The organism is Williamsia soli (genome assembly GCF_017377795.1).
Classification (GTDB): domain Bacteria; phylum Actinomycetota; class Actinomycetes; order Mycobacteriales; family Mycobacteriaceae; genus Williamsia; species Williamsia soli.
Window position 1 is genome coordinate 116,241 of sequence record NZ_JAFRDR010000011.1, and the last position, 19,225, is coordinate 135,465.

16 protein-coding genes are annotated in these 19,225 nt (G+C 64.5%); 6 read left to right on the forward strand and 10 right to left on the reverse strand.

What is annotated here, in order from left to right; all coding sequences use genetic code 11:
• Positions 1–391 precede the first annotated feature (391 nt).
• From J3S28_RS24185 to J3S28_RS24195, 3 genes are read left to right on the forward strand one after another with little or no spacing between them, the layout of a single operon-like run.
• Complete coding sequence (locus tag J3S28_RS24185) at positions 392–2,224, forward strand: DUF222 domain-containing protein (RefSeq protein ID WP_207843505.1); 1,833 nt, start codon at positions 392–394, stop codon at positions 2,222–2,224.
• Positions 2,225–2,263: 39 nt separating this feature from the next.
• Positions 2,264–3,676, forward strand: coding sequence for a 3' terminal RNA ribose 2'-O-methyltransferase Hen1 (locus tag J3S28_RS24190; RefSeq protein ID WP_207843506.1), 1,413 nt, complete (start codon positions 2,264–2,266; stop codon positions 3,674–3,676).
• On the forward strand, positions 3,673–6,168 hold the full coding sequence (locus J3S28_RS24195; protein WP_207843507.1) for a polynucleotide kinase-phosphatase: 2,496 nt from the start codon (positions 3,673–3,675) through the stop codon (positions 6,166–6,168). Before J3S28_RS24190 ends, J3S28_RS24195 begins: the two co-directional genes overlap by 4 nt.
• A 12-nt stretch (positions 6,169–6,180) precedes the next feature.
• Here the strand turns inward: J3S28_RS24195 and J3S28_RS24200 are convergent, their stop codons facing one another.
• The 4 genes from J3S28_RS24200 to J3S28_RS24215 form a co-directional block, all read right to left on the reverse strand.
• Positions 6,181–7,182, reverse strand: a complete 1,002-nt coding sequence (locus J3S28_RS24200; RefSeq protein WP_207843508.1) for a cytochrome d ubiquinol oxidase subunit II — start codon at positions 7,180–7,182, stop codon at positions 6,181–6,183.
• A complete protein-coding gene (locus J3S28_RS24205) occupies positions 7,179–8,597 on the reverse strand; it encodes a cytochrome ubiquinol oxidase subunit I (RefSeq protein WP_207843509.1) in 1,419 nt (472 codons plus the stop codon). Before J3S28_RS24205 ends, J3S28_RS24200 begins: the two co-directional genes overlap by 4 nt.
• 114 nt (positions 8,598–8,711) lie before the next feature.
• Positions 8,712–9,578 carry an LLM class flavin-dependent oxidoreductase gene (locus J3S28_RS24210; RefSeq protein WP_207843510.1) on the reverse strand — a complete coding sequence of 289 codons (867 nt, stop codon included), beginning with the start codon at positions 9,576–9,578 and terminating at the stop codon, positions 8,712–8,714.
• A 35-nt stretch (positions 9,579–9,613) separates the two neighbouring features.
• Positions 9,614–10,156 carry a hypothetical protein gene (locus J3S28_RS24215; RefSeq protein WP_207843511.1) on the reverse strand — a complete coding sequence of 181 codons (543 nt, stop codon included), beginning with the start codon at positions 10,154–10,156 and terminating at the stop codon, positions 9,614–9,616.
• Positions 10,157–10,284: 128 nt separating this feature from the next.
• On the opposite strand from J3S28_RS24215, the gene J3S28_RS24220 reads away from it, so the two are divergent.
• Entirely contained in the window at positions 10,285–10,566 is a 282-nt protein-coding gene (locus J3S28_RS24220) for a hypothetical protein (protein ID WP_207843512.1), read from the forward strand.
• On the opposite strand, the gene J3S28_RS24225 is transcribed toward J3S28_RS24220, so the two are convergent.
• Positions 10,567–11,601, reverse strand: coding sequence for an alpha/beta hydrolase (locus J3S28_RS24225; RefSeq protein WP_207843513.1), 1,035 nt, complete (start codon positions 11,599–11,601; stop codon positions 10,567–10,569).
• 157 nt (positions 11,602–11,758) lie between these two features.
• Here J3S28_RS24225 and J3S28_RS24230 point away from each other — a divergent pair, with 157 nt between their 5' ends.
• On the forward strand, positions 11,759–13,165 hold the full coding sequence (locus J3S28_RS24230) for an FAD-binding oxidoreductase (RefSeq protein WP_307797393.1): 1,407 nt from the start codon (positions 11,759–11,761) through the stop codon (positions 13,163–13,165).
• A 5-nt stretch (positions 13,166–13,170) separates the two neighbouring features.
• On the opposite strand, the gene J3S28_RS24235 is transcribed toward J3S28_RS24230, so the two are convergent.
• From J3S28_RS24235 to J3S28_RS24255, 5 genes are all read right to left on the reverse strand, one after another.
• Complete coding sequence (locus tag J3S28_RS24235) at positions 13,171–15,165, reverse strand: APC family permease (RefSeq protein ID WP_207843515.1); 1,995 nt, start codon at positions 15,163–15,165, stop codon at positions 13,171–13,173.
• Between the two features lie 9 nt (positions 15,166–15,174).
• On the reverse strand, positions 15,175–16,431 hold the full coding sequence (locus J3S28_RS24240; RefSeq protein ID WP_207843516.1) for an alpha-hydroxy acid oxidase: 1,257 nt from the start codon (positions 16,429–16,431) through the stop codon (positions 15,175–15,177).
• Positions 16,432–16,498: 67 nt separating this feature from the next.
• Positions 16,499–17,011 (reverse strand): peptide-methionine (S)-S-oxide reductase MsrA, encoded by a 513-nt coding sequence (msrA, locus tag J3S28_RS24245; protein ID WP_207843517.1) that lies wholly within the window; start codon positions 17,009–17,011, stop codon positions 16,499–16,501.
• Positions 17,012–17,470 carry a peptide-methionine (R)-S-oxide reductase MsrB gene (gene msrB / locus J3S28_RS24250; protein WP_207843518.1) on the reverse strand — a complete coding sequence of 153 codons (459 nt, stop codon included), beginning with the start codon at positions 17,468–17,470 and terminating at the stop codon, positions 17,012–17,014.
• Positions 17,471–17,556: 86 nt separating this feature from the next.
• On the reverse strand, positions 17,557–17,949 hold the full coding sequence (locus J3S28_RS24255; protein WP_207843519.1) for a YidH family protein: 393 nt from the start codon (positions 17,947–17,949) through the stop codon (positions 17,557–17,559).
• 31 nt (positions 17,950–17,980) lie between these two features.
• On the opposite strand from J3S28_RS24255, the gene J3S28_RS24260 reads away from it, so the two are divergent.
• Positions 17,981–19,225, forward strand: coding sequence for an MFS transporter (locus J3S28_RS24260; RefSeq protein ID WP_207843520.1), 1,245 nt, complete (start codon positions 17,981–17,983; stop codon positions 19,223–19,225).

Consider the following 19,225-nt stretch of genomic DNA (forward strand, 5'->3'; position numbering starts at 1 on the left):
GCATTTGACCGTCGAATGGCCGCAGGGCCTGCTGCGTGGTCAGTACTTCACCCGAGGCAAGTTCTACGCGGACGGAGCCGGGTCGCCGTACAACAGCACGGCGCCATGAACCAGGTTCCGATGTTGTCCAACGGAACTCGACGCCTGCCCAACGCCATGGCGACGATTGGGCGAGGCGACGGAACTGCGTCGACGTCGGTTGGGTGGGCACTGACCCACACTCTCACGAACACGGTGCAATAGCTCCTGAGTTTGGGCGCTCGTATGAGTCTGAGCGGGACACAAGCCAACCAGGGCGGTTTGTCATCTGAATAGATGAATCTTGGTCTGGGGTCGCGGTAGGTCTGTTTCGGTCGTTGTCGTGTCAGACCCCTGCCGTAGGTTAGCAAGTATGTTCGAGCCGTGGCCGAGTCTGGACCCTTCCATCACCGGGATAACGCCGGCGATGTCGTTGCGGGCCAATGACTTGTTGGCCTCGATCGAGCGGGCGTTGACCGGGCAGGGTTATCTGGAGTGGGCCCGTTACGCCTATGCTGCGGAGCTGCACCGCCAGCTCGAGGCCGAAAGCGTTGCTTCCCACGACTTTCTGCAGGACGCGTACGTCCAGACCGCAGCTCGCGTGGCTTTGGCGAATCGTCTCTCCCAGACGGCAGCCGAGAGTCATCTCACCTGCGCGCTCGCCTTGCGGGACCGGTTGCCGAGCGTGGCACTAGCGCTCAAGCACGGTCTGGTGGCCTCGCATCACATCCCGAAGATCGTCTCTCGCACGGATTTGATCGAAGGCACCGACCATGCCGCCGACATCGACCGCGACATCGCAGAGAGTTTGCGCGGCAAAGGGTCGTGGTCGACCAAAGCCATGCGGGACATGATCGATGCCACTATTTTCCGGCGCGATCCGGACCTTGTCCGTGAAGACCGCAAGGACGCCAAAGACAAGCGTGGTGTCTGGAGCGAGGGTGAGCAGAACGGGATGGGCAGCCTCACCGCGACGTTGTCGGCTGAGCACACGGCGATGATCATGAAGCGCTTGGAGATGTTGGCGAAGTCCACCTGCCGACGCGATCCGCGCAAGAAGGCCCAGCGGATGTCCGATGCGTTGTTCGCGATCACGATGGGCCGTGAGTTCGCGTGCCTGTGCGATGAGGACGAAGAACATCCGTGTGAGGCGGAGATCTGGCCGCTGCCGAGGACGCAGAAGATCGGTGGGGTCGACGTCAAAATTGTGCTCCACGCGATAGCGAACCAGTCCACCCTCGACGGTGACGACGACGAGCCGGGCTACCTCGAAGGCCATGGCGTCATCTCCGCCGAACACGCTCGCGACCTCGCCGAGCAGGACACGACAAAAGTGCGGCCCACGGGCAACAAGAAAAGACCGGCACCCAAAGCTGCGCCGGAGCCCGCCCCGGAACCAGCGGAGACCGCATCAGGCTCCGAGACACCGGCTACAGCTGATGTTTCGGACGCGCATACGACGGCCGATCCGGGCGAGGACGTCGCCAGCGAATCCGAGGGCAGGAACACCTCGAGCGACACCGCGGGTGCACACGGTGCTTGCTCGTCATCGCAACCGAACCGCAAAGCCCGTCGCGCGGCGAAGAAGGCCGCCACCAGGACGATGAATATGCCCGCACCCCCGAAGGATCCCCGATTGGGTTCTCTGAAAGACGTCGACTGGGACAAGGTCACGCCGCGTGCCTTCGAGGTGATCCCGCTTCCTCCGGTCAAACCCGGCGACCACTACCGGCCCTCAGCGGTTCTCGATGCCTTCCTTCGAATGCGTGACCTGTATTGCATGTGGCCTGGCTGCAACAAAACCGCATGGACGGCTGACCTTGACCACACCACCGAATACAACCACGAGAACCCCGCCGCCGGCGGCCATACGCACCCGACTGGAATGAAAGCGCTCTGCCGTTTTCACCATCTGCTGAAAACGCATTCGGACTGGGTCGATGACCAGTACATGGACAGCCGTGGACGCACCCGAACCGTGGTCATCACCCCCGAGGGCCGCACCTACGACGGTCCAGCCTGGACAGGCGACGACCTCTTCCCAGCGCTACAAAACATCGAGTGGCAAGACGCGGCCCCTGCGCCACCGCGCAGACCACAACCGGATCAACCAACCCGTACGCGGTCCAGAACCGAGGACAAACACCGACGTCGACAACAGGAGCGCAATCGCAACCGGCTGCGTCGCGAGTTGCTCGATGAATAACCGGTGTCCTGGACACGGTGCATAGGTCAGACTGCTCTGATGCTGTTGACCATTTCCGCCGAACGTTCGCCGGCCCTCGCAGTGCCGAGCGATCTGGGCTTCCTCCTGCACAAGCATCCGGAGAAGGTGCAACCGTTCAACGTGTACGGAGGTACAGCGCACGTCTTCTACCCCGAGGTCACCGACGTCCGGTGCACCGTCGCAATGGTGCTCGAGGTCGACCCGGTCGCATTGGTACGCGGGCGGTCTGGTTCCAATGACGGATTCGCACTGGGACAGTACGTGAACGACCGCCCGTACGTGGCGTCGTCGCTGCTGTCGGTGGCTATGGGAAAGGTGTTCCGCTCGGCACTGAACGGGCACTGCGCGGCGCGTGCAGATCTGGTCGACACTGAGTTACCGCTGACCATCACGCTGCCTGCAGTTCCGGGTGAACCGGATGTCGTGCGTCGACTGTTCGAGCCGATGGGATGGCAGGTAAGCGCTGCCCCGCCAGCGCTGGATCAGACGCGACCGGACTGGGGCGATGCACCGATGGTCTCGTTGACCCTGCGCGGCGATCTGCGGCTGTCAGAGGCGCTGAACCACCTCTACGTTCTGCTGCCGGTTCTCGATGACGCCAAGCACTACTGGGTCGACGACGCTGAGGTCGACAAGCTGGTCAGGGCAGGATCGGGATGGCTGGCGACGCACCAGGAGCGGGAATTCATCACGCATCGCTACCTTGCCCACCAGCGCGGGCTGAAAGACGCTGCGACTCAGCGGTTGATCGAACTGGATGACAGACCCGTCGACGACGCAGTGCAGGACGAGGAGCCTGCGGTGCAGCGCCCCCTGGTCCGTCTGCGTCACGATGCGGTCCTCGAGGTCGTGCGTGAGCTCAGACCGGCGTCGATCGTCGACCTCGGTTGCGGTCCTGGCGCCCTGCTGGGCTCTTTGCTCGAACTGCAGGGGGTCGCGAAGGTGATCGGCACGGAAGTGTCCGACACCTCGCTGACGAAGGCCGCGAAGCGGCTGCACGTGACGGAGATGACCGAGCGGCAATCGGCTCGGTTGTCGTTGCTGCTCTCGTCGCTGCAGTATGAGGACGATCGACTCGAGAACCTCGACCTGGCCATCCTCATGGAGGTCGTCGAGCACATCGACCTCGATCGGCTGCCGGCTGTGGTGGCCAACGTGTTCGGAGCGATGCGGCCAGGTCATGTCGTGATCACGACACCCAACGCCGAGTACAACGTGCGCTATCCGGCGTTGATGGGAGGCGGTTTTCGGCACCCCGATCACCGCTTCGAGTGGACTCGGGATGAGTTCACCGCGTGGGCCGGATCGGTCGGTGAGGCCTACGGTTACGACATTGTTCTGCGGCCTGTGGGTGAACTCGACGGTGAGGTCGGCTCACCGACGCAGATGGCTGTGTTCAGTCGGCGCGCAGAGTCGGGGGTCAACGCATGAGCGAGTTGAGCATTCCCGAACTCTCCCTGGTGCTCCTCATCGGTACGAGCGGGTCCGGGAAGTCGACGTTCGCTGCGACACACTTCGCATCGACGGAGATCGTGTCCAGCGACGCCTGCCGAGCGATGGTCTCCGACGACCCCAACGACCAGACCGCGACGACGGACGCGTTCGCCCTGCTCGAGTACATCGCGGGCAAACGCCTCGATCGTGGTCGTCTTACGGTCATCGATGCGACCAACGTGCAGCCCTCGTCCCGAAAGTCGTTGCTCGCGTTGGCCAAGGACCACGACGTGCTGCCGGTGGCGATCGTCTTGGACCTACCAACCGCGGTAGCGTTGGAGCGCAATGCGTCTCGACCTGACCGCGACTTCGGCGCCCACGTCATCAAGCGCCAGCACGATCAGTTGCGGCGGTCTCTGCGCGGCCTCAAACGCGAAGGATTTCGCACGATCCACGTTCTGGACTCGGCGGAGGCCGTCGCGCAGGCGTCGATCGTTCGAACCCGACTGTTCAATGATCAGCGGGACCAACATGGTCCGTTCGATGTGATCGGCGACGTACACGGATGTCGCGAGGAACTGGAAACGTTGCTCGCCTCCCTGGGCTACGTGATCACCCGCGACGTCAGTGGCCGCCCGGTCGACGCGTCGCACCCGACCGGCCGGAAAGCAATCTTTGTCGGAGATCTGGTCGATCGTGGACCGGACTCCACAGGCGTGCTCCGTCTGGTGATGGGCATGGTCCGAAGCGACAGCGCGCTGTGCGTATCGGGTAATCACGAAGCGAAACTCGTTCGTGCGCTGTCGCGAAAAGACGTCAAACCGACGCACGGACTGAAAGAGACACTGGATCAGCTCGCCGCTGAGGACGAATCATTTGTCAGCGAGGTCCGTCGGTTCTGCGATGGGCTCGTCGCTCACTACGTGCTCGACGACGGCAAACTCGTTGTTGCGCATGCCGGTCTGAAGGAGAAGTACCACGGGCGGGCATCGGGACGGGTCCGCGCATTCGCGCTGTACGGAGATACGAGCGGCGAGACGGACGAGTTCGGGTTGCCGATTCGCTACCCGTGGGCCGATGACTACCGTGGGTCCGCGATGGTGCTGTACGGGCACACCCCGGTGCCCGAGACCGAATGGATCAACGACACTCTGTGCCTCGACACCGGTTGTGTTTTCGGCGGAAGCCTGACTGCACTGCGCTATCCAGAACGCGAGGTCGTCTCGGTGCCCGCGACAACCACGTACTACGAACCGGTGCGTCCGCTGGCTCCGCCGGAACGTGATCCGAAGGTGTTGACTCTGAACGACATTCTCGGTCACCGCGTGATCGAAACCCGACACATGGGGCGCCTGTCGCTTCGTGAGGAGAACGCAGCCGGCGCTCTGGAAGTCATGAGCCGGTTCGCGATCGCCCCTGCGCAGCTGATCTACTTGCCGCCGACGATGTCGCCGGTCGACAGCTCGTCGCGGGACGGCGTCCTCGAGCATCCGGACGAGGCGTTCAGTCACTACGCGAAGCGTGCCGTCGACCGCGTAATCTGCGAGGAGAAGCACATGGGGTCGCGCGCCATCGTGCGCGTCGCCGCCGACGGAACCGGCGTCATCTATTCTCGCACCGGCCGGGCGTTCTTCGACGCCGACCGGCAGGCGGTGGTGTTGACGCGGATCGCTGATGCCATCGCCAAGGCTGGTATCTGGACCGAACTCGGGGCAAGCTGGTTGCTGCTGGACACCGAGGTACTGCCGTGGACGGCGAAGGCCGAGGCCATGGTCCGCAGCCAGTACGCGAAGGTCGGTGCGGCGGCGGCAACCTCGCTTCCCGCCGCAATCGACGTGCTCGAGGCCGCCGCGGCTCGCGGCGCCGACATCGGAGACCTGCTTGCTCGAACGCGGTCGCGGGCCGCCAACGCCGAACGCTTTGTCGACTCATACCGCCGATACGTGCAGCCGATCGACAATCCGCTGGGCATTCAGGTGGCGCCCTTTCAAGTGCTGGCCGGTGACACGGGCACGTACGAGACGCGGGACCACCTATGGCACCTCGACATCGCAGATCGCCTGGTGGACAACGACCCGGAACTGTTCAGGACCACAAGGCGACTCCTGGTCGAGACCGCCGACGACACATCGCGTGCAGCGGGAGTGGCGTGGTGGGAGGACCTGACGGCAGCCGGCGGGGAAGGCATGGTCGTCAAGCCGTTGAGCAATCTGGTCCGCGGCTCCAAAGGTTTGGTACAACCGGGACTGAAGGTCCGAGGCCCCGAATATCTGCGCATCATCTACGGCGCCGACTACACCGACCCGGACACACTGGCCCGGCTCAAGCAGCGCAATCTCGGCCACAAGCGGTCGATGGCATTGCGCGAGTACGCGCTTGGACTGGAGGCTGTCAGTCGTGCCGTTGACGGCGACCCTGTGTGGCAGGTCCACCAGTGTGTGTTCGGTGTTCTCGCCATGGAGTCGGAACCGGTCGATCCGCGACTGTGAAGCCGGGCTCGATCAGCCTTCTTCGGGTAAGAGGTTTCTCCGGTCGAGCACGTAGAGCAGTCCGAGTGACGGCAGGACGAGAAGTCCGGCAGCGATCGTCGCCACCAGCAGGGCCCCGAGCGTGCCGGATGGCGCAGCAGCATCGGTGACAGTGACACTTTCGGGCAGCAGGTAGGGGGTTTGCGCGACGCCGAAGGCGACCATGGCGGCGCCCACTGCCGCGTACGACAGCCACTGCGGAAAACGATTGTCTCGCCGAATGATCAGTACGAGCGACGCGACACCGCACAACCCGGACAGGATCATCAAGGGGAGTGCCCTGGACGTCAGACCGTCGAACAGATACGTGGCGTACTCCCACAGCACGAAGATGCCTGCTGTGAAAGCGATCCCGGCAACGACGGCAGCACCGATGGCGCGCTTGCGGAAATACTCGGTCATCTCGTCGTCGCCGAGCCGGTGAGCATCACAGATGAGATTGACTGCGGCCAGATAAGCCGCGACGATCACGGCGAGAACCCCGCCGAGGATGGATACCGGATTCATCCAGCTCGCGAACGGATCATCGGCCCGGCCGCCTGGCGGAACGTGCCCGGATGCGATCGAACCGATCACGGCTCCGAGGCAGTACGGGACGAGGACCGACGACGCCGCGAACACTGCACCGAAGGTGCGCTGGTCGCGGGTGCGCAGGACTGCTTTCCGAAACGCAAAACTCGACCCGCGGAGCACGATCCCGAACGCCGCGATGGACAGCGGCACGAACAACGTCAGCGTGATCGACGCGTACACCTGAGGAAATGCGGTCCACAGCACCACGAAACTGAAGATCAGCCAGACGTGATTGGCCTCCCACACCGGTCCGATGGAACGGTCGATGAGTTCGCGGGGCCGCGCTCCCGCACGGGTCCCTCCCGCGACGAGGTCCCAGAATCCGGCCCCGAAGTCGGCACCACCGAGCATCGCGTAGGCCACGATGCCGATCATCAGGGCGATTGCGATCAGCGAGCTCATCGGTCGGGCACCGCTTCGCTCGGCCCGTACGGAACACCGACGTCGTCGTCTGTCTGCTCGGCCTCGTCGGCAGCGCGGAACCGTCTGGTCATGTGCCTGAGCACCAGTATCGTCGTGACGCCAAGAGCCAGATAGATCACGAACACCACGATGAACGTGAGCCACACGCTGGTGTTGGCGGTCGCCGCGTCCTCGACCTTCATGAAGTTGTAGACGATCCACGGTTGCCTGCCGACCTCGGAGACGATCCAGCCCGCCTCCATGGTGATCACGGCAAGGACTCCGCAGCACGCCGCGATCCGCAGGAACCACTTGCTCTGCGGCATGTCCTTCCGGAAGACCCAGCAGGCGGCGTACCAGAGCGCGATCAGCAACAAGAACGAACCGAGACCCACCATCACGTCCCAGGCGAGATGCACCACGTTGGCCTGGTGGAAAGAGGGTCGGTCGCCCTCGGGGAAACTCTTCAATCCCTGTACGACGGTGGACGTACCGGAGGAGGGATCGGACAGGATCGACGCCATCCCCGGTATCGGGATCCCGCCGCGCACGTTGCCGTCCTCGTCGAGGTAGCCGAGCAATGTCTCCGGCACGTCGGCGCTGGTTTCGGGGACGATTTCCATCGCGGCGAACTTCATGGGCTGGTTGGTGTACACCCACCGGGCGAGGGCGTCTCCGATGGCCATTTGCGGGACCATCGCCGCGCTCGCGACCGAGAACGGGATGATGAAGCCGATGCGGTGGTAGCGGTCGCGTCTGCCGCGGAGCATGCCGACCGCGTAGACGGACGCAACCAGGAACCCGCCGACGACGTAGGCGGCAACGATCATGTGTGCCGACTGCAACGGCATCGACTTGTTGAAGATGACTCCGAGCGGGTCGACCTCCGTCACATTGCCGGCGGCGTCGAGGGTGAAACCGGACGGCGTGTTCATCCAGGCGTTGGCGGCGATCACGGATGCACTGCCCAAGACGCCGGACAGGACGATGGGAATCCCGGTGATGAAGTGCGTCCAGGGCTTCAGTCGTTTCCAGCCGTAGATGTAGATGGCCACGAAGATCGCTTCGAGGAAGAAGAACAGACCTTCGAAGGCGAAGGGTATCCCGAACGCCTCGCCCCATTTGCCCATGAATCGTGGCCAGAGCAAACCGAATTCGAAGGAGAGCACCGTTCCGGTCACCGCACCGACGGCGAAGGTCACCGCCATGTACTTCGACCACCGCTGGGCAAGCCGCATCGCGTCGGCATCTCCATGACGGATGCCGCGATAGTTCGCGATGAGCGTCATGAACGCCCACGACACCCCGAGCGGCACCAGGATGATGTGGAACGCGAGGGTGAAGGCCATCTGCGAGCGTGCCCAGGGGAGGGGGTCGACCGTCGGCAATGCCAGGACGAGTTGCGACGTGCTCACGACGGGCCCTCCCGTTCCCGCGCAGACCGATCTGGGCGGACAGGATGTTTCTAACACGAACGGCCTCGGCGCGCCGGGTGTCGCAATTATCGGGGTGAAGCCTGGCTGGTCTCGCTACCGCGGATCAAACCCGCGCTCGGCCAGCGTGTCCAGCATCTTCACCGAACCTCGGAATGGATCGCCGTCTCGCGGCCAGTGGATGATGACGTCGGTGAACCCGAGTTCACCCGCACGTCCGACCAACTCGTCGAACGAGTCGAGGCTGGACAGCGAGAACTGCGGCGAGGCATCAACATTGAGATAACGATCGAAGTTCGAAGAATCGCGACCTCTTCGGGCGAGGGCTTCCTCGAGCACCTCGCAACTGCGAGCGACACCGGCAAACCACTCGTCAAGGGTCTCGGACTCCAAGCCCGTCGTCATCCAGGCGTCGCCGTGCTCGACGGCGAATCGAACGGACCGAGGGCCGTTTCCCGCCAGAATGAACGGAACCCGTTTGCGGACCGAACCACCGACGAGCCTCATGTTGCGGGCCCGGTAGTACTCGCCATCGGCACTGACGTGGTCCTCGTCGAGCAGCCGGTCGAGGAGCAGCGTGAACTCCTGGAAGCGGTCCACCTTCTGCTTCGCCGTCATCGGGGGCTCACCCTGCACGCCATCGTCAGGGGTGCCGCCGGCACCAAGACCCAGCAACAGCCGATCGCCGGCGATGTCGAGGAGGGTCTCGACCTCGCGTGAAAACGACACCGGGTGCCGAAAGTTCGGGGACACGACAAAGGAACCGAGCTTGAGTTTTGAAGTCACCAGCGCCAGCGCGGTCATCGTCGGCACACTGGAGAACCATCGCGCTTCAGGCAGACCGCCCCATACCAGGTGGTCGAACACCCACCCGTGGTCGAAGCCCATTTCCTCGACGCGTTCCCATTTCGGGCGCGCCTCGTGCCACGACTGGTCCGGCAGAATCGAGATCCCATAACGCATTCGGCGAGCCTAGCCCGCGGATCGGGGGTACGGGGTCAGCGAGGCGGCGGCTGGTTCGGATTCGTGTGTCGACCACGAGCGTCGTCGGGGCCCGGAACTCCGGGCTGGAGGTTGACGCCTTGCCGGTTGCCGTGCTGGTCATTGTTGCCGGCCTGATTGGGGTTGCGCCGCTGATCGGAGTTGCCACGGAGCCCGTTGTTCGGGTCGTGCTGGTCGCCTTCGTGGCGACCCGACCGCTTCACGTCGGGATCGATCCGGTCCGCTCGCTGGAACTCGGCGTCCAGCTTTTCGCGAGACGACGCCGCCTCACCCTGTTGCGCTTGAGCCTCGTGCTGCAGACGCTTCGCCTCGGCGGCTTTCGCCTCGGCATCAGCCTGCGCGCGCCGTGACTTGGCTGCCGCCTCCTCGGCGATGGCCTCGCGCCGCTGCACGTCGTTGACCTGCTGAGAGGCCTCAACCCGGATCCGTTCAGCTTCGACACGCTTGTGTGCCCTGCGCTTACGGGTCAGGACCAGCGCCAGAGCGAGTAGTAGAAGGACGACCACGACAACTATCACGATCACAACTGCGGTGTTCACGATCAGCTCCAGACATGTTGATGTTGGGCAGGGGATACCCCGCGGGAGTGACGGCAAACACAATGGCCTTCGTCCAGGCCGGTCGTCCTGGTTCCCCGGCTGTCGGCGGCGCCGCATAAGGTCCGCGTATGAGCGATTCCGACGGCTTCCCCGACGGCTGCCCCACGTTGGCTCGAGACGGTCAGGTGATCGGTTTCTGCCCGTCTCCGAACGGCACGCATCTACTGGTGTGGTGGCGTGCCGACAGCGAGATCATCGGCGGGTTCGAAACGTATGAGGCAGGCGTGACGGCAGCATTGCGCGCCATCGCGGCCGATGGTCTGGACCCTGATCCGGATGACGTGAAGGTCGAGGCGCGCGCTCTGGAGAGAGACTTCGTCGCGACCGACTGGATGGGCCTGGGTTTCTGATCAGTTGATCGACTTCTCCAACACCGGCCAGGAGTCGTGGATGTCGTCGCGCCAGTAGTCCCAGGAGTGGGTGCCCCGGTCTTTGAAGTTGTAGGTCGCGGGGATGTCGAGGGAGTCGAGCCGGTCTTTCAGGTTGTGGGTGCACTGATTGGTGGCAGCTTCGATCACTCCTCCCGCGGTGAGCTGGGCGATCAACTGGCTCACCTCACCATCGACGTTGTCGGCCTCGAGGTTGTCGTATTGTCCCGGTAGCCCTGACGCGTTGGCGATGTAGAGCGCGGTTCCGCGCAGGCCGGCAGCGTGGACATAGGGGTCGTTGGCTTCCCACGCGGGGTCATCCGGCTTGCCCCACATGTTGTCGGGATTGCCGCCGAAGTTCGCCACGGTGATCCACACGTAGGCCCGGCCCAGCGGATCGCTCGTCTGGGCGCAACCGCTGAACGAGGCCACCCCTTCGTAGAGGTCGGGGCGCTTGATCGACAGGGCCAGGACGGACGTCGCCGACATCGACAGGCCGACGATCGCGTTCTTGCCGGTGGTGTTCAAGGTCGAGTTGATGATCGGGGGCAGTTCCTCGGTGAGAAAGGTGGTCCACTTGTTGCGCCCGAGTTCGGGATCGTCTTTCTGCCAGTCGGTGAAGTAGCTGGAATCGCCGCCGACGGTCGCCACCACGTTGACGTCCTTGGTCGCGTAGAACTCCTCGGCGTCGGCCCAGGCCATGATCCCGTTCTCGGGCTCAGCGCCACCGACGCCGTCGAGCACGTACAACGTGGGTCTCGGTACGTCGCCGGGCGCTATGAGCAGCTTCAGCGGGATGTTCTTGTCCATCGCTGCGGAGTAGACCTCGGCGTCAGCTCTGCGGCCCTCGCCAAGGGTGAGACTGACCAGATGTGAACCGTCCGGAGCCACTATCGCGGCGTCGGGGTCGGCGTCGGCGGAGCTGATCGCGGCCGGGGTCGTGGCCAGCACGAGGCCGGTCGCGAGGACGCCGATCAGCAGACGTGCTGTGCGGCGGCGTGATGCAGCTGGACCCATGAACTTCCCCTTGGTTCACCCCGACTGCCGCGTACGTATCCGAGCGGCTTACGTGAAGGAATACCACAGGTCGGTGATACAGGGGTCGTCTCCGAGCGTTCTCTGGGAGACTTCAGCAACGGGTTGGCGGTGCGCCCCCGGGATCAGGAGGCGCCTCGTGAACATACAGCCAGCTCATCTCGACCGATTGGCAGCTGACCTTCCCGGGTTGGTTCATTTGCCGGACACCGGGAACTACACCGAAACCCTAGGTCGCGTGTTTTTTCCGGACGCGTCCCGGCGACGTCCCGCGTGCGTGGTGACCCCCAGAACAACCGCCGACGTCGCCACCGTGGTGCGCGCGGCGAATGACTGCGGCCTTCCTGTCACCGCGCGCGGTGGCGGTCTGAGTTCCAATTGTGTTGCCGACGACGCAGTTCTGCTCGATCTGTCGCGGTACATGAACTCGGCACACCGGGAGGGTGAGGAGGTGGTGGTCGCCGGTGGTGCCACGGTCGGGGCCATGCTCGATGCACTGGCCCCAGCGGGGCGAATCGTCCCGGTCGGCATTGCCGAACACGCCGGGTTCGGACTGATCGCGAGGGGCGGCGTGGGATACCTCACCCGCAGTCTCGGGTTGACGCTCGATCACCTCGTGGACGTCGAATTGGTGCTTCCCTCAGGTCGCGTTGTTCGTTTGTCTAACAACAGTACTGGCGACGACGCCGACCTGTGGTGGGCGGTGCGGGGATGTGCACCCCCGTTCGGCGTCATCACCTCCGCGACGCTGCGTACCCACGAGGTCGGCCCGATGTGGGTGGACCGGATGGTGATCGGGCTCGATGCGTTGCCGACATACTTCCGGGTCGCTCCCCAGGTTCCGCGGCACACCATGATGGGTGCCGTGCTGGGCTACAGCGATCTGGTACCCGATGAGCCCATCTTCTTTGTCTACACAACGTGTTCCAGTCAAAATCCGGCCGATATCGAGACGAGTCGTTCGGCGGCAACAGAAGTGGCAGCGGCGTCTCGGCAACTGCACTACCGGACCGAGATGACGGGTCGTTACCTGACCGGACTGCCGCAGTACACCCCGCCAGGTGCGGACGGCGCCGAACCGGTTCCGCTGTCATTGCCGCAGCCTGGAGATCCCCGTGGATCCTTCTACGGCAAAGCGGTATTCGTCGGACCGACGTTGGACGGTTCCGTCGCTCAGGCCTTGGCGAACCAGATCCAGGCCGCCCCGACACCGTTCTGCCGCATCGACTTCCAGCAGACCGGTGGCGCACTCGCCGATGTCGGTGACACAGACACCGCGTTCTGGGGCAGGGGTAGCGAGTGGAACATCCCCTTGAATGCGATCTGGGACGATCCGGCCGACGGGCCCGCGTGCCTGAACTGGGCCCGCGACACTCTCGCGGTGCTGGCCGACCACACGACCGGGGTGTACAGCGTGGAGGTGCGACCGGGCTTCGCCGAGACCGAAGCCGAACTCGAGGCCGCCTTCGGTGGGAACCTGGGGCGGCTGCGGAAGCTTCGCGCGACGCACGATCCGAACGGAGTCTTCTCTACCTATCCGCTGTGACCCACTCAGCCGATGTGCACTCGAGGCCTGTTCGCGACAGTCGGTTCCGCCCGGCGCAGCACCTCGCGGGTCACCGGGGCGACCTCGCCCATCCCGATGAACAGGAACCGCAGCAGGTTCAGCAGTGGATTACCTTCAGACCACTCGAAATACACGTTCGGGTTGACGCCGGTCTCGTCGCGGATGTGGAGCAAGATCGCTGCGATCGAGTTCGCGACCGCCGGACTGTCCACCGACAGCACGCGGTGCGGCCCGCGCCTGCGGCCGTGGACGAGAAGGTCGGTGGCGAACTCTGATGAATCGGTGACGTTGACCTCGAGGAAGATGATGTGCGTGTCGGGACCGAGCCTGCTGTCGGCCCGCTGCTGCGCCGCCTTCTCGTCATAGTCGATCCAACGTTCAGCTCCGCTGCGCTTCGTCTCCGTCCATGGTCGAGCTCCGCTGCGCTTCGTCTCCGTGTTGTTGACGGTGTGCGGATCATGGGCGATGATCTCGACCGGCCCCCACGCCGCGGCCTCGCTGATGAACTCCGTTGCCGTCTCGTCGAATTCGAGCGACGTGGCACGAAGCTCGAAAGCTCGGTTGACCCGCGAGAGCAATGACACCACCAAGATGGCGCCGATGAAGAACGAGGCGACCTGGACGCCTTCGGGACGCTCGACGATGTTGACGACGGTGGTGTAGGCGAAGATCACGGCGACGACACCGAACATCCAGGTCTTCGGCCGGTGACGATGGGCATGCGCAGAGAGGGTGACTGCGATGGTTGCCGAGGTGATGAGGACGAGTACGCCGGTGGCGTAGGCGCTGCTCTGGGCGTCCACGCTCGCCTTGAAGTAGACGGTGACGAAGACGGCAATCATTCCGAACACCAAGACCAGCGGCCGTACGGCCCGTGCCCACTCCGGGGCCATCCCGAAGCGGGGGAGGTATCGGGGCACCAGGTTGAGCAGTCCGGCCAGGGCCGATGCGCCTGCAAACCACAGGATCGCGATGGTGCTCAGATCGTAGAGGGTGCCGAACACGTTGCCCAGGTTCTCGTGCGCCAAGTACGCGAGGGCCCGCCCGTTGGCTTCGCCACCCGCCTCGAACTCCTTCTGCGGAATGAGAATTGTTGTCACGATCGACGAGGTGATGAGGAAGCCGCACATGATCAGTGCCGCGGTCGTGAGCAGTCGGCGAACGCCGCGGATGCGCCCGCGAGGGTTCTCTTCGGTGTCACCCGGATCGCCCTTGATCTGGGGCATCACCGCGACACCGGTCTCGAACCCGGACAGGCCCAGCGCCAGTTTGGGGAACACGATCAGCGCGATCGCGATCATCATCCACGGGTTGCTGTGTTCGGCGGTGAGGGCCGATCGCCACTCGGTGATCAGGTGGGTGTTCTGGGCGATCTCCCAGAAGCTGTCGAGAATCACGATGAAGTTGAGGGTCAGGAACACCGTGACCAGGCCGACTGCGATACCGATCGCGTCCGTGAAGCCTTTGAGGAACACCGCGGTGAGCAGCATCAGCAGCACGATGGTGATGATCACCTGCTTGCCCGACAGAAAGGACGGCGCAAAAGGATTGGCGATGACGTGTGCGGAGGCGTCAGCGGTCGACAGCGTCATGGTGATCAGGAAGTCGGTGGCGGCGAATCCCAGCAACACCAGGATGAACAGCTTGCCTCCCCACTTGGGGAGGTGGCTCGCCAGCATGGCGATCGATCCCTCGCCGTGTGGGCTCTCTCTGGCCACGCGGCGATAGACCGGCAGCGCCCCGAACAGGGTCAGCAGGACGAGGACGAGGGTGGCCAGCGGCGCGAGGAGCCCCGCGGCCAGGGCGGCGATCGCAGGTTGATAGCCGAGGGTGGAAAAGTAGTCGACGCCGGTGAGACACATGACTTTCCACCAGGAGTGTTTGTGCTCTTCTCGGCTGGGCTTGCGTAGCGGCCCGGGCTGACCGGCTGGTTCCTCCGTGATGTCACGCAGGAGCCAGGCCTTCAGTCTGTGCCGCATGAGGTCAATCTATGGGGTCGACGGCAAAGACGTGCGACTTCGCGGCGCCAGCCGGACGAGCTGGGTGACGTGCTGGGGGCCCAATTCCTCGAGTGCGTTGACCCCGAGCAGCCGCATGGTCCGCGCGACCTGTTCGCCGACGATCTCGATCATGCGGTTCACGCCGTCCTCACCACCGGCCATCAACCCGTAGAGGTAAGCCCGGCCGAGCAGGGTGAAGCGGGCACCGAGGGCGACTGCGGCGACGATGTCAGCGCCGGACATGATGCCCGTGTCCAGGTGCACCTCGTATTCGCTGCCCACTTCGCGAACGATCTCGGGGAGAAGGTGGAATGGGATGGGTGCCCGGTCGAGTTGGCGTCCACCATGATTGGACAGGATGATGCCGTCCACCCCGACGTGGGCGACCTTCTTCGCATCGTCGAGGTTCTGGATGCCTTTGACCACGACTTTGCCGGGCCACTGATCGCGGATCCAGCGCAGGTCGTCGAAGTCGACGGTCGGGTCGAACATGGTGTCGAGGAGCTCGCCGACCGTGCCGGACCAGCGGTCCAGCGACGCGAACGAGAGCGGCTCGGTGGTCAGGAAGTCGTACCACCACCAGGGCCGCGGGATCGCATTGGCGACGGTGCCCAACGTCAGTTGCGGCGGGATCGAGAAGCCGTTTCGCTTGTCGCGCAGGCGGGCCCCGGCGACCGGGACGTCGACCGTCACGAGCAGGGTGTCGAAGCCCGCTGCGGCGGCGCGGTCGACGAGCGCCATGGACCGGTCGCGGTCTTTCCACATGTAGAGCTGAAACCAGTTGCGGCCATGCGGGTTCGCAGCCTTCACGTCCTCGATGCCGGTCGTGCCCATCGTCGACAGCGAGAACGGGATTCCGTGCTTGGCCGCGGCGTGCGCGCCCGCGACCTCACCCTCCGTTTGCATCATCCGGGTGAACCCGGTGGGGGCGATGCCGAACGGCAATGACACCGGTGCTCCGAGGACGTCCCACCCGGTGGACACGTCGGCGACGTTCCGCAGGATCGACGGGTTGAACTGGATGTCTTCGAACGCCTGCCGGGCGCGGCCGAGCGAGATCTCGGCCTCGGCGGCGCCCTCGGTGTAGTCGAAGGCCGCTTTGGGAGTGCGACGTTGCGCGATGCGGCGCAGGTCGTACACGGTCTGCGCCTTCGCGAGCCGGTTCGCCTTGAAATCGAGGCTCGGCTTCTTGAACTGCATGAGCGGTGCGAGGTCGTGGACCTTGGGGAGTCGGCGCTGGGGCATCGCGTGTCCTTCGATCACAAGCGGGGCAGGGACTGTGTGTCCCTGCCCCGCTCTTTGGTGATGTGTCCTAGCTGGTGGCGTCCGCGCGATGCGGGAGCTTCCAGCCCGGGCGCACGAAGTGGCAGGTGTATCCGTTCGGGATGCGCTGCAGGTAGTCCTGGTGCTCGGGCTCGGCCTCCCAGAACGGACCCTCCGGGACGACCTCGGTCACCACCTTGCCGGGCCACAGACCGGAGGCGTCGACATCGGCGATGGTGTCCAGAGCGACCTGCTTCTGCTCGTCATCGGTGTAGAAGATGGCCGAGCGATAGCTGGCACCTCGATCGTTGCCCTGCCGGTTCTTGGTCGACGGGTCATGGATCTGGAAGAAGAATTCGAGTAGATCTCGGAAGCTGGTCTGCTCCGGATCGAACTCGACCTCCAGCGCCTCGGCGTGGTTACCGTGGTCGCGGTAGGTGGCGTTCGGCTTGCTGTCATCGCCTGTGTATCCGACACGGGTGGAGACGACGCCGGGCTGCTTACGGACGAGGTCCTGGACTCCCCAGAAACAGCCGCCTGCGAGGATTGCCTTCTCGGTCATCTACTTTGCCTCCTGGGTGTTGAAAAGTTCGACGTAGTCGCCGTAGCCTTCGGCCTCTAGGTCAGCGACCTGGATGAACCGCAAGGCTGCGGAGTTGATGCAATAACGCAGACCACCCTGGTCGATGGGGCCGTCGTTGAAGACGTGGCCGAGGTGGCTGTCGCCGTGGGCGGACCGGACCTCCGTGCGCACCATCCCGAAGCCCCTGTCGGACTTCTCGACGATGTTCGCCGGGTCGATCGGGTGGGTGAAGCTCGGCCAGCCGCATCCGCTGTCGAACTTCTTGGTCGAGGTGAACAGGGGCTCTCCGGAGACGATGTCGACGTAGAGGCCTGCCTCGTGGTTGTCCCAGAACTCGTTGCGAAACGCGGGTTCGGTGGCCGACTTCTGGGTGACGGCGTACTGGTCCGGGTTCAGCCGGGCGATGGCGTCCGGGTCCTTACGGTATTGCTGCGACACGTGGATCCTCCTCGGGATTCGTCACCGCTGGCTGCGGGACGCATTCGATGGGTACAACGACTGGTGCCGCTCAGGTGTTCCAACCCTCATCGGGACTGCAGGCCCAGGATCACCGCGAACACCGAGAACACGGTGAGTAGGGAGATCAGGGCCCAGATCGGTAGCGGACCCGGCATGGGCCCGCCGTCGCGCAGCGCGTTGGTGGTCTGGCGCCACCTCAGTCCGCCGGCAACCGCCGTCGCGGTCCCGAAGGCCACGAGAGCGATGCCGAGGATGTCGCGAGATGTCTGCGTCGAGTAGTCGGGCAGCACGTGCATCACGGCGAGGCCGGCGGCGACCAGGCCGAGGGCGGTACGGAACCACGACAACACGGTGCGCTCCGCGGCAAGCGTGAAACGCGCGTCGACCGACCCCGGCAGTGTGTTCGGGTGATCGGGCACATCGTCCGCGGCAGGCACCCGCCAATCATCCACGGTCATCGCGCGGTGGTCGACCCCCTAGGATTGATGAGTGCGCGCCTGGGTCGTCTGGACAACGGGAGTGTTCGTCTACATTGTCGCCGTCCTCGATCGCACCACGCTCGGGGTCTCGGGCCTCGACGCCGCAGATCGCTTCTCGGCGTCGCCGAGTGTGCTGTCGTCCTTCGTGGTCCTGCAGGTCATCGTGTATGCCGCGATGCAGATTCCGGCCGGGCTGTTGCTCGACCGGTTCGGCTCGCGAGCGATGATCGTGGCCGGTGCCCTGATCATGGCGTCCGGACAGATGACTCTCGCCCTGACCGAGGAGTTGCCACTCGCCATCGCGGCGCGCGCAATGGTCGGGGTCGGCGACGCCTTCACCTTCATATCGGTGCTCCGCCTCGTGCCACGCTGGTTTACCCCGAAGCGGGTGCCGCTGATCACCCAGCTGACCGGGATCACCGGTCAGCTCGGACAAGTGCTGTCGGCCATACCGTTCCTGGCGTTGCTCGACGCGCGCGGCTGGACCACCGCGTTCATCTCGGCTGCCGCGCTCGGCGTGCTGTCGGCGGTGCTCACCCTGGCGCTGGTGCGTAACGCTCCCCGCGGGACTGTTGTCGTCGCGCAGAAGGTGTCGGTGCGGGGTTCGCTCGGAAACGTCAGGGCGGTCGCGAGACGTCCAGGCACCCGACTGGGCTTCTTCGCGCACATGGGCACCCAGTTCTCGATCACGGTCTTCGCGCTGATGTGGGGCATCCCGTATCTGACGACGGCACAGGGACTTTCTTCCGGTCTGGCCGGTGGGTTGCTGACGATCTCGGTGGTGTCGATCGTGCTGTCGGGCGTGGTCATCGGACTGCTCACCGGACGATTCCCCGGACGCCGGTCGCGGTTGGTCCTGTTCATCATGGGTAGCAACGCGCTGATGTGGACGGTCATCCTGCTGTTGCCGGGTCCGGCGCCGCTGTGGTTGCTGATCGTCCTGGTCGTGGTCGTGTCGATCGGTGGTCCAGGGTCGGTGATCGGCTTCGACTTCGCCCGCACCTTCAATCCCAGCAGCATGCTCGGCACCGCCCAGGGCATGGTCAACATGGGCGGCTTCATCGCCTCGTTGCTCGTGATGCAGGCCATGGGCATCATCATCGACGCGATGGGCGGGTACTCCTTCGACAGCTTTCGCGTCGCCTGGACGGTGCAGTACGTCGTCTGGATCCTCGCGACCATCGGGATCATCGTGAACCGCAGGCGAGCTCGCCGGGAGATGGCGGAGGTCCGGCCCGCCGTGGTCACGTCCTGA

What these genes read in the sequence shown, in the direction of transcription:
- J3S28_RS24185 (WP_207843505.1), top strand. Translation starts at nt 392, where the DNA reads ATGTTCGAGCCGTGGCCGAGTCTGGACCCTTCCATCACCGGGATAACG.
- J3S28_RS24190 (WP_207843506.1), top strand. Translation starts at nt 2,264, where the DNA reads ATGCTGTTGACCATTTCCGCCGAACGTTCGCCGGCCCTCGCAGTGCCG.
- J3S28_RS24195 (WP_207843507.1), top strand. Translation starts at nt 3,673, where the DNA reads ATGAGCGAGTTGAGCATTCCCGAACTCTCCCTGGTGCTCCTCATCGGT.
- J3S28_RS24200 (WP_207843508.1), bottom strand. Translation starts at nt 7,182, where the DNA reads ATGAGCTCGCTGATCGCAATCGCCCTGATGATCGGCATCGTGGCCTAC.
- J3S28_RS24210 (WP_207843510.1), bottom strand. Translation starts at nt 9,578, where the DNA reads ATGCGTTATGGGATCTCGATTCTGCCGGACCAGTCGTGGCACGAGGCG.
- J3S28_RS24220 (WP_207843512.1), top strand. Translation starts at nt 10,285, where the DNA reads ATGAGCGATTCCGACGGCTTCCCCGACGGCTGCCCCACGTTGGCTCGA.
- J3S28_RS24225 (WP_207843513.1), bottom strand. Translation starts at nt 11,601, where the DNA reads ATGGGTCCAGCTGCATCACGCCGCCGCACAGCACGTCTGCTGATCGGC.
- J3S28_RS24235 (WP_207843515.1), bottom strand. Translation starts at nt 15,165, where the DNA reads ATGCGGCACAGACTGAAGGCCTGGCTCCTGCGTGACATCACGGAGGAA.
- J3S28_RS24240 (WP_207843516.1), bottom strand. Translation starts at nt 16,431, where the DNA reads ATGCCCCAGCGCCGACTCCCCAAGGTCCACGACCTCGCACCGCTCATG.
- msrA (WP_207843517.1), bottom strand. Translation starts at nt 17,011, where the DNA reads ATGACCGAGAAGGCAATCCTCGCAGGCGGCTGTTTCTGGGGAGTCCAG.
- J3S28_RS24255 (WP_207843519.1), bottom strand. Translation starts at nt 17,949, where the DNA reads ATGACCGTGGATGATTGGCGGGTGCCTGCCGCGGACGATGTGCCCGAT.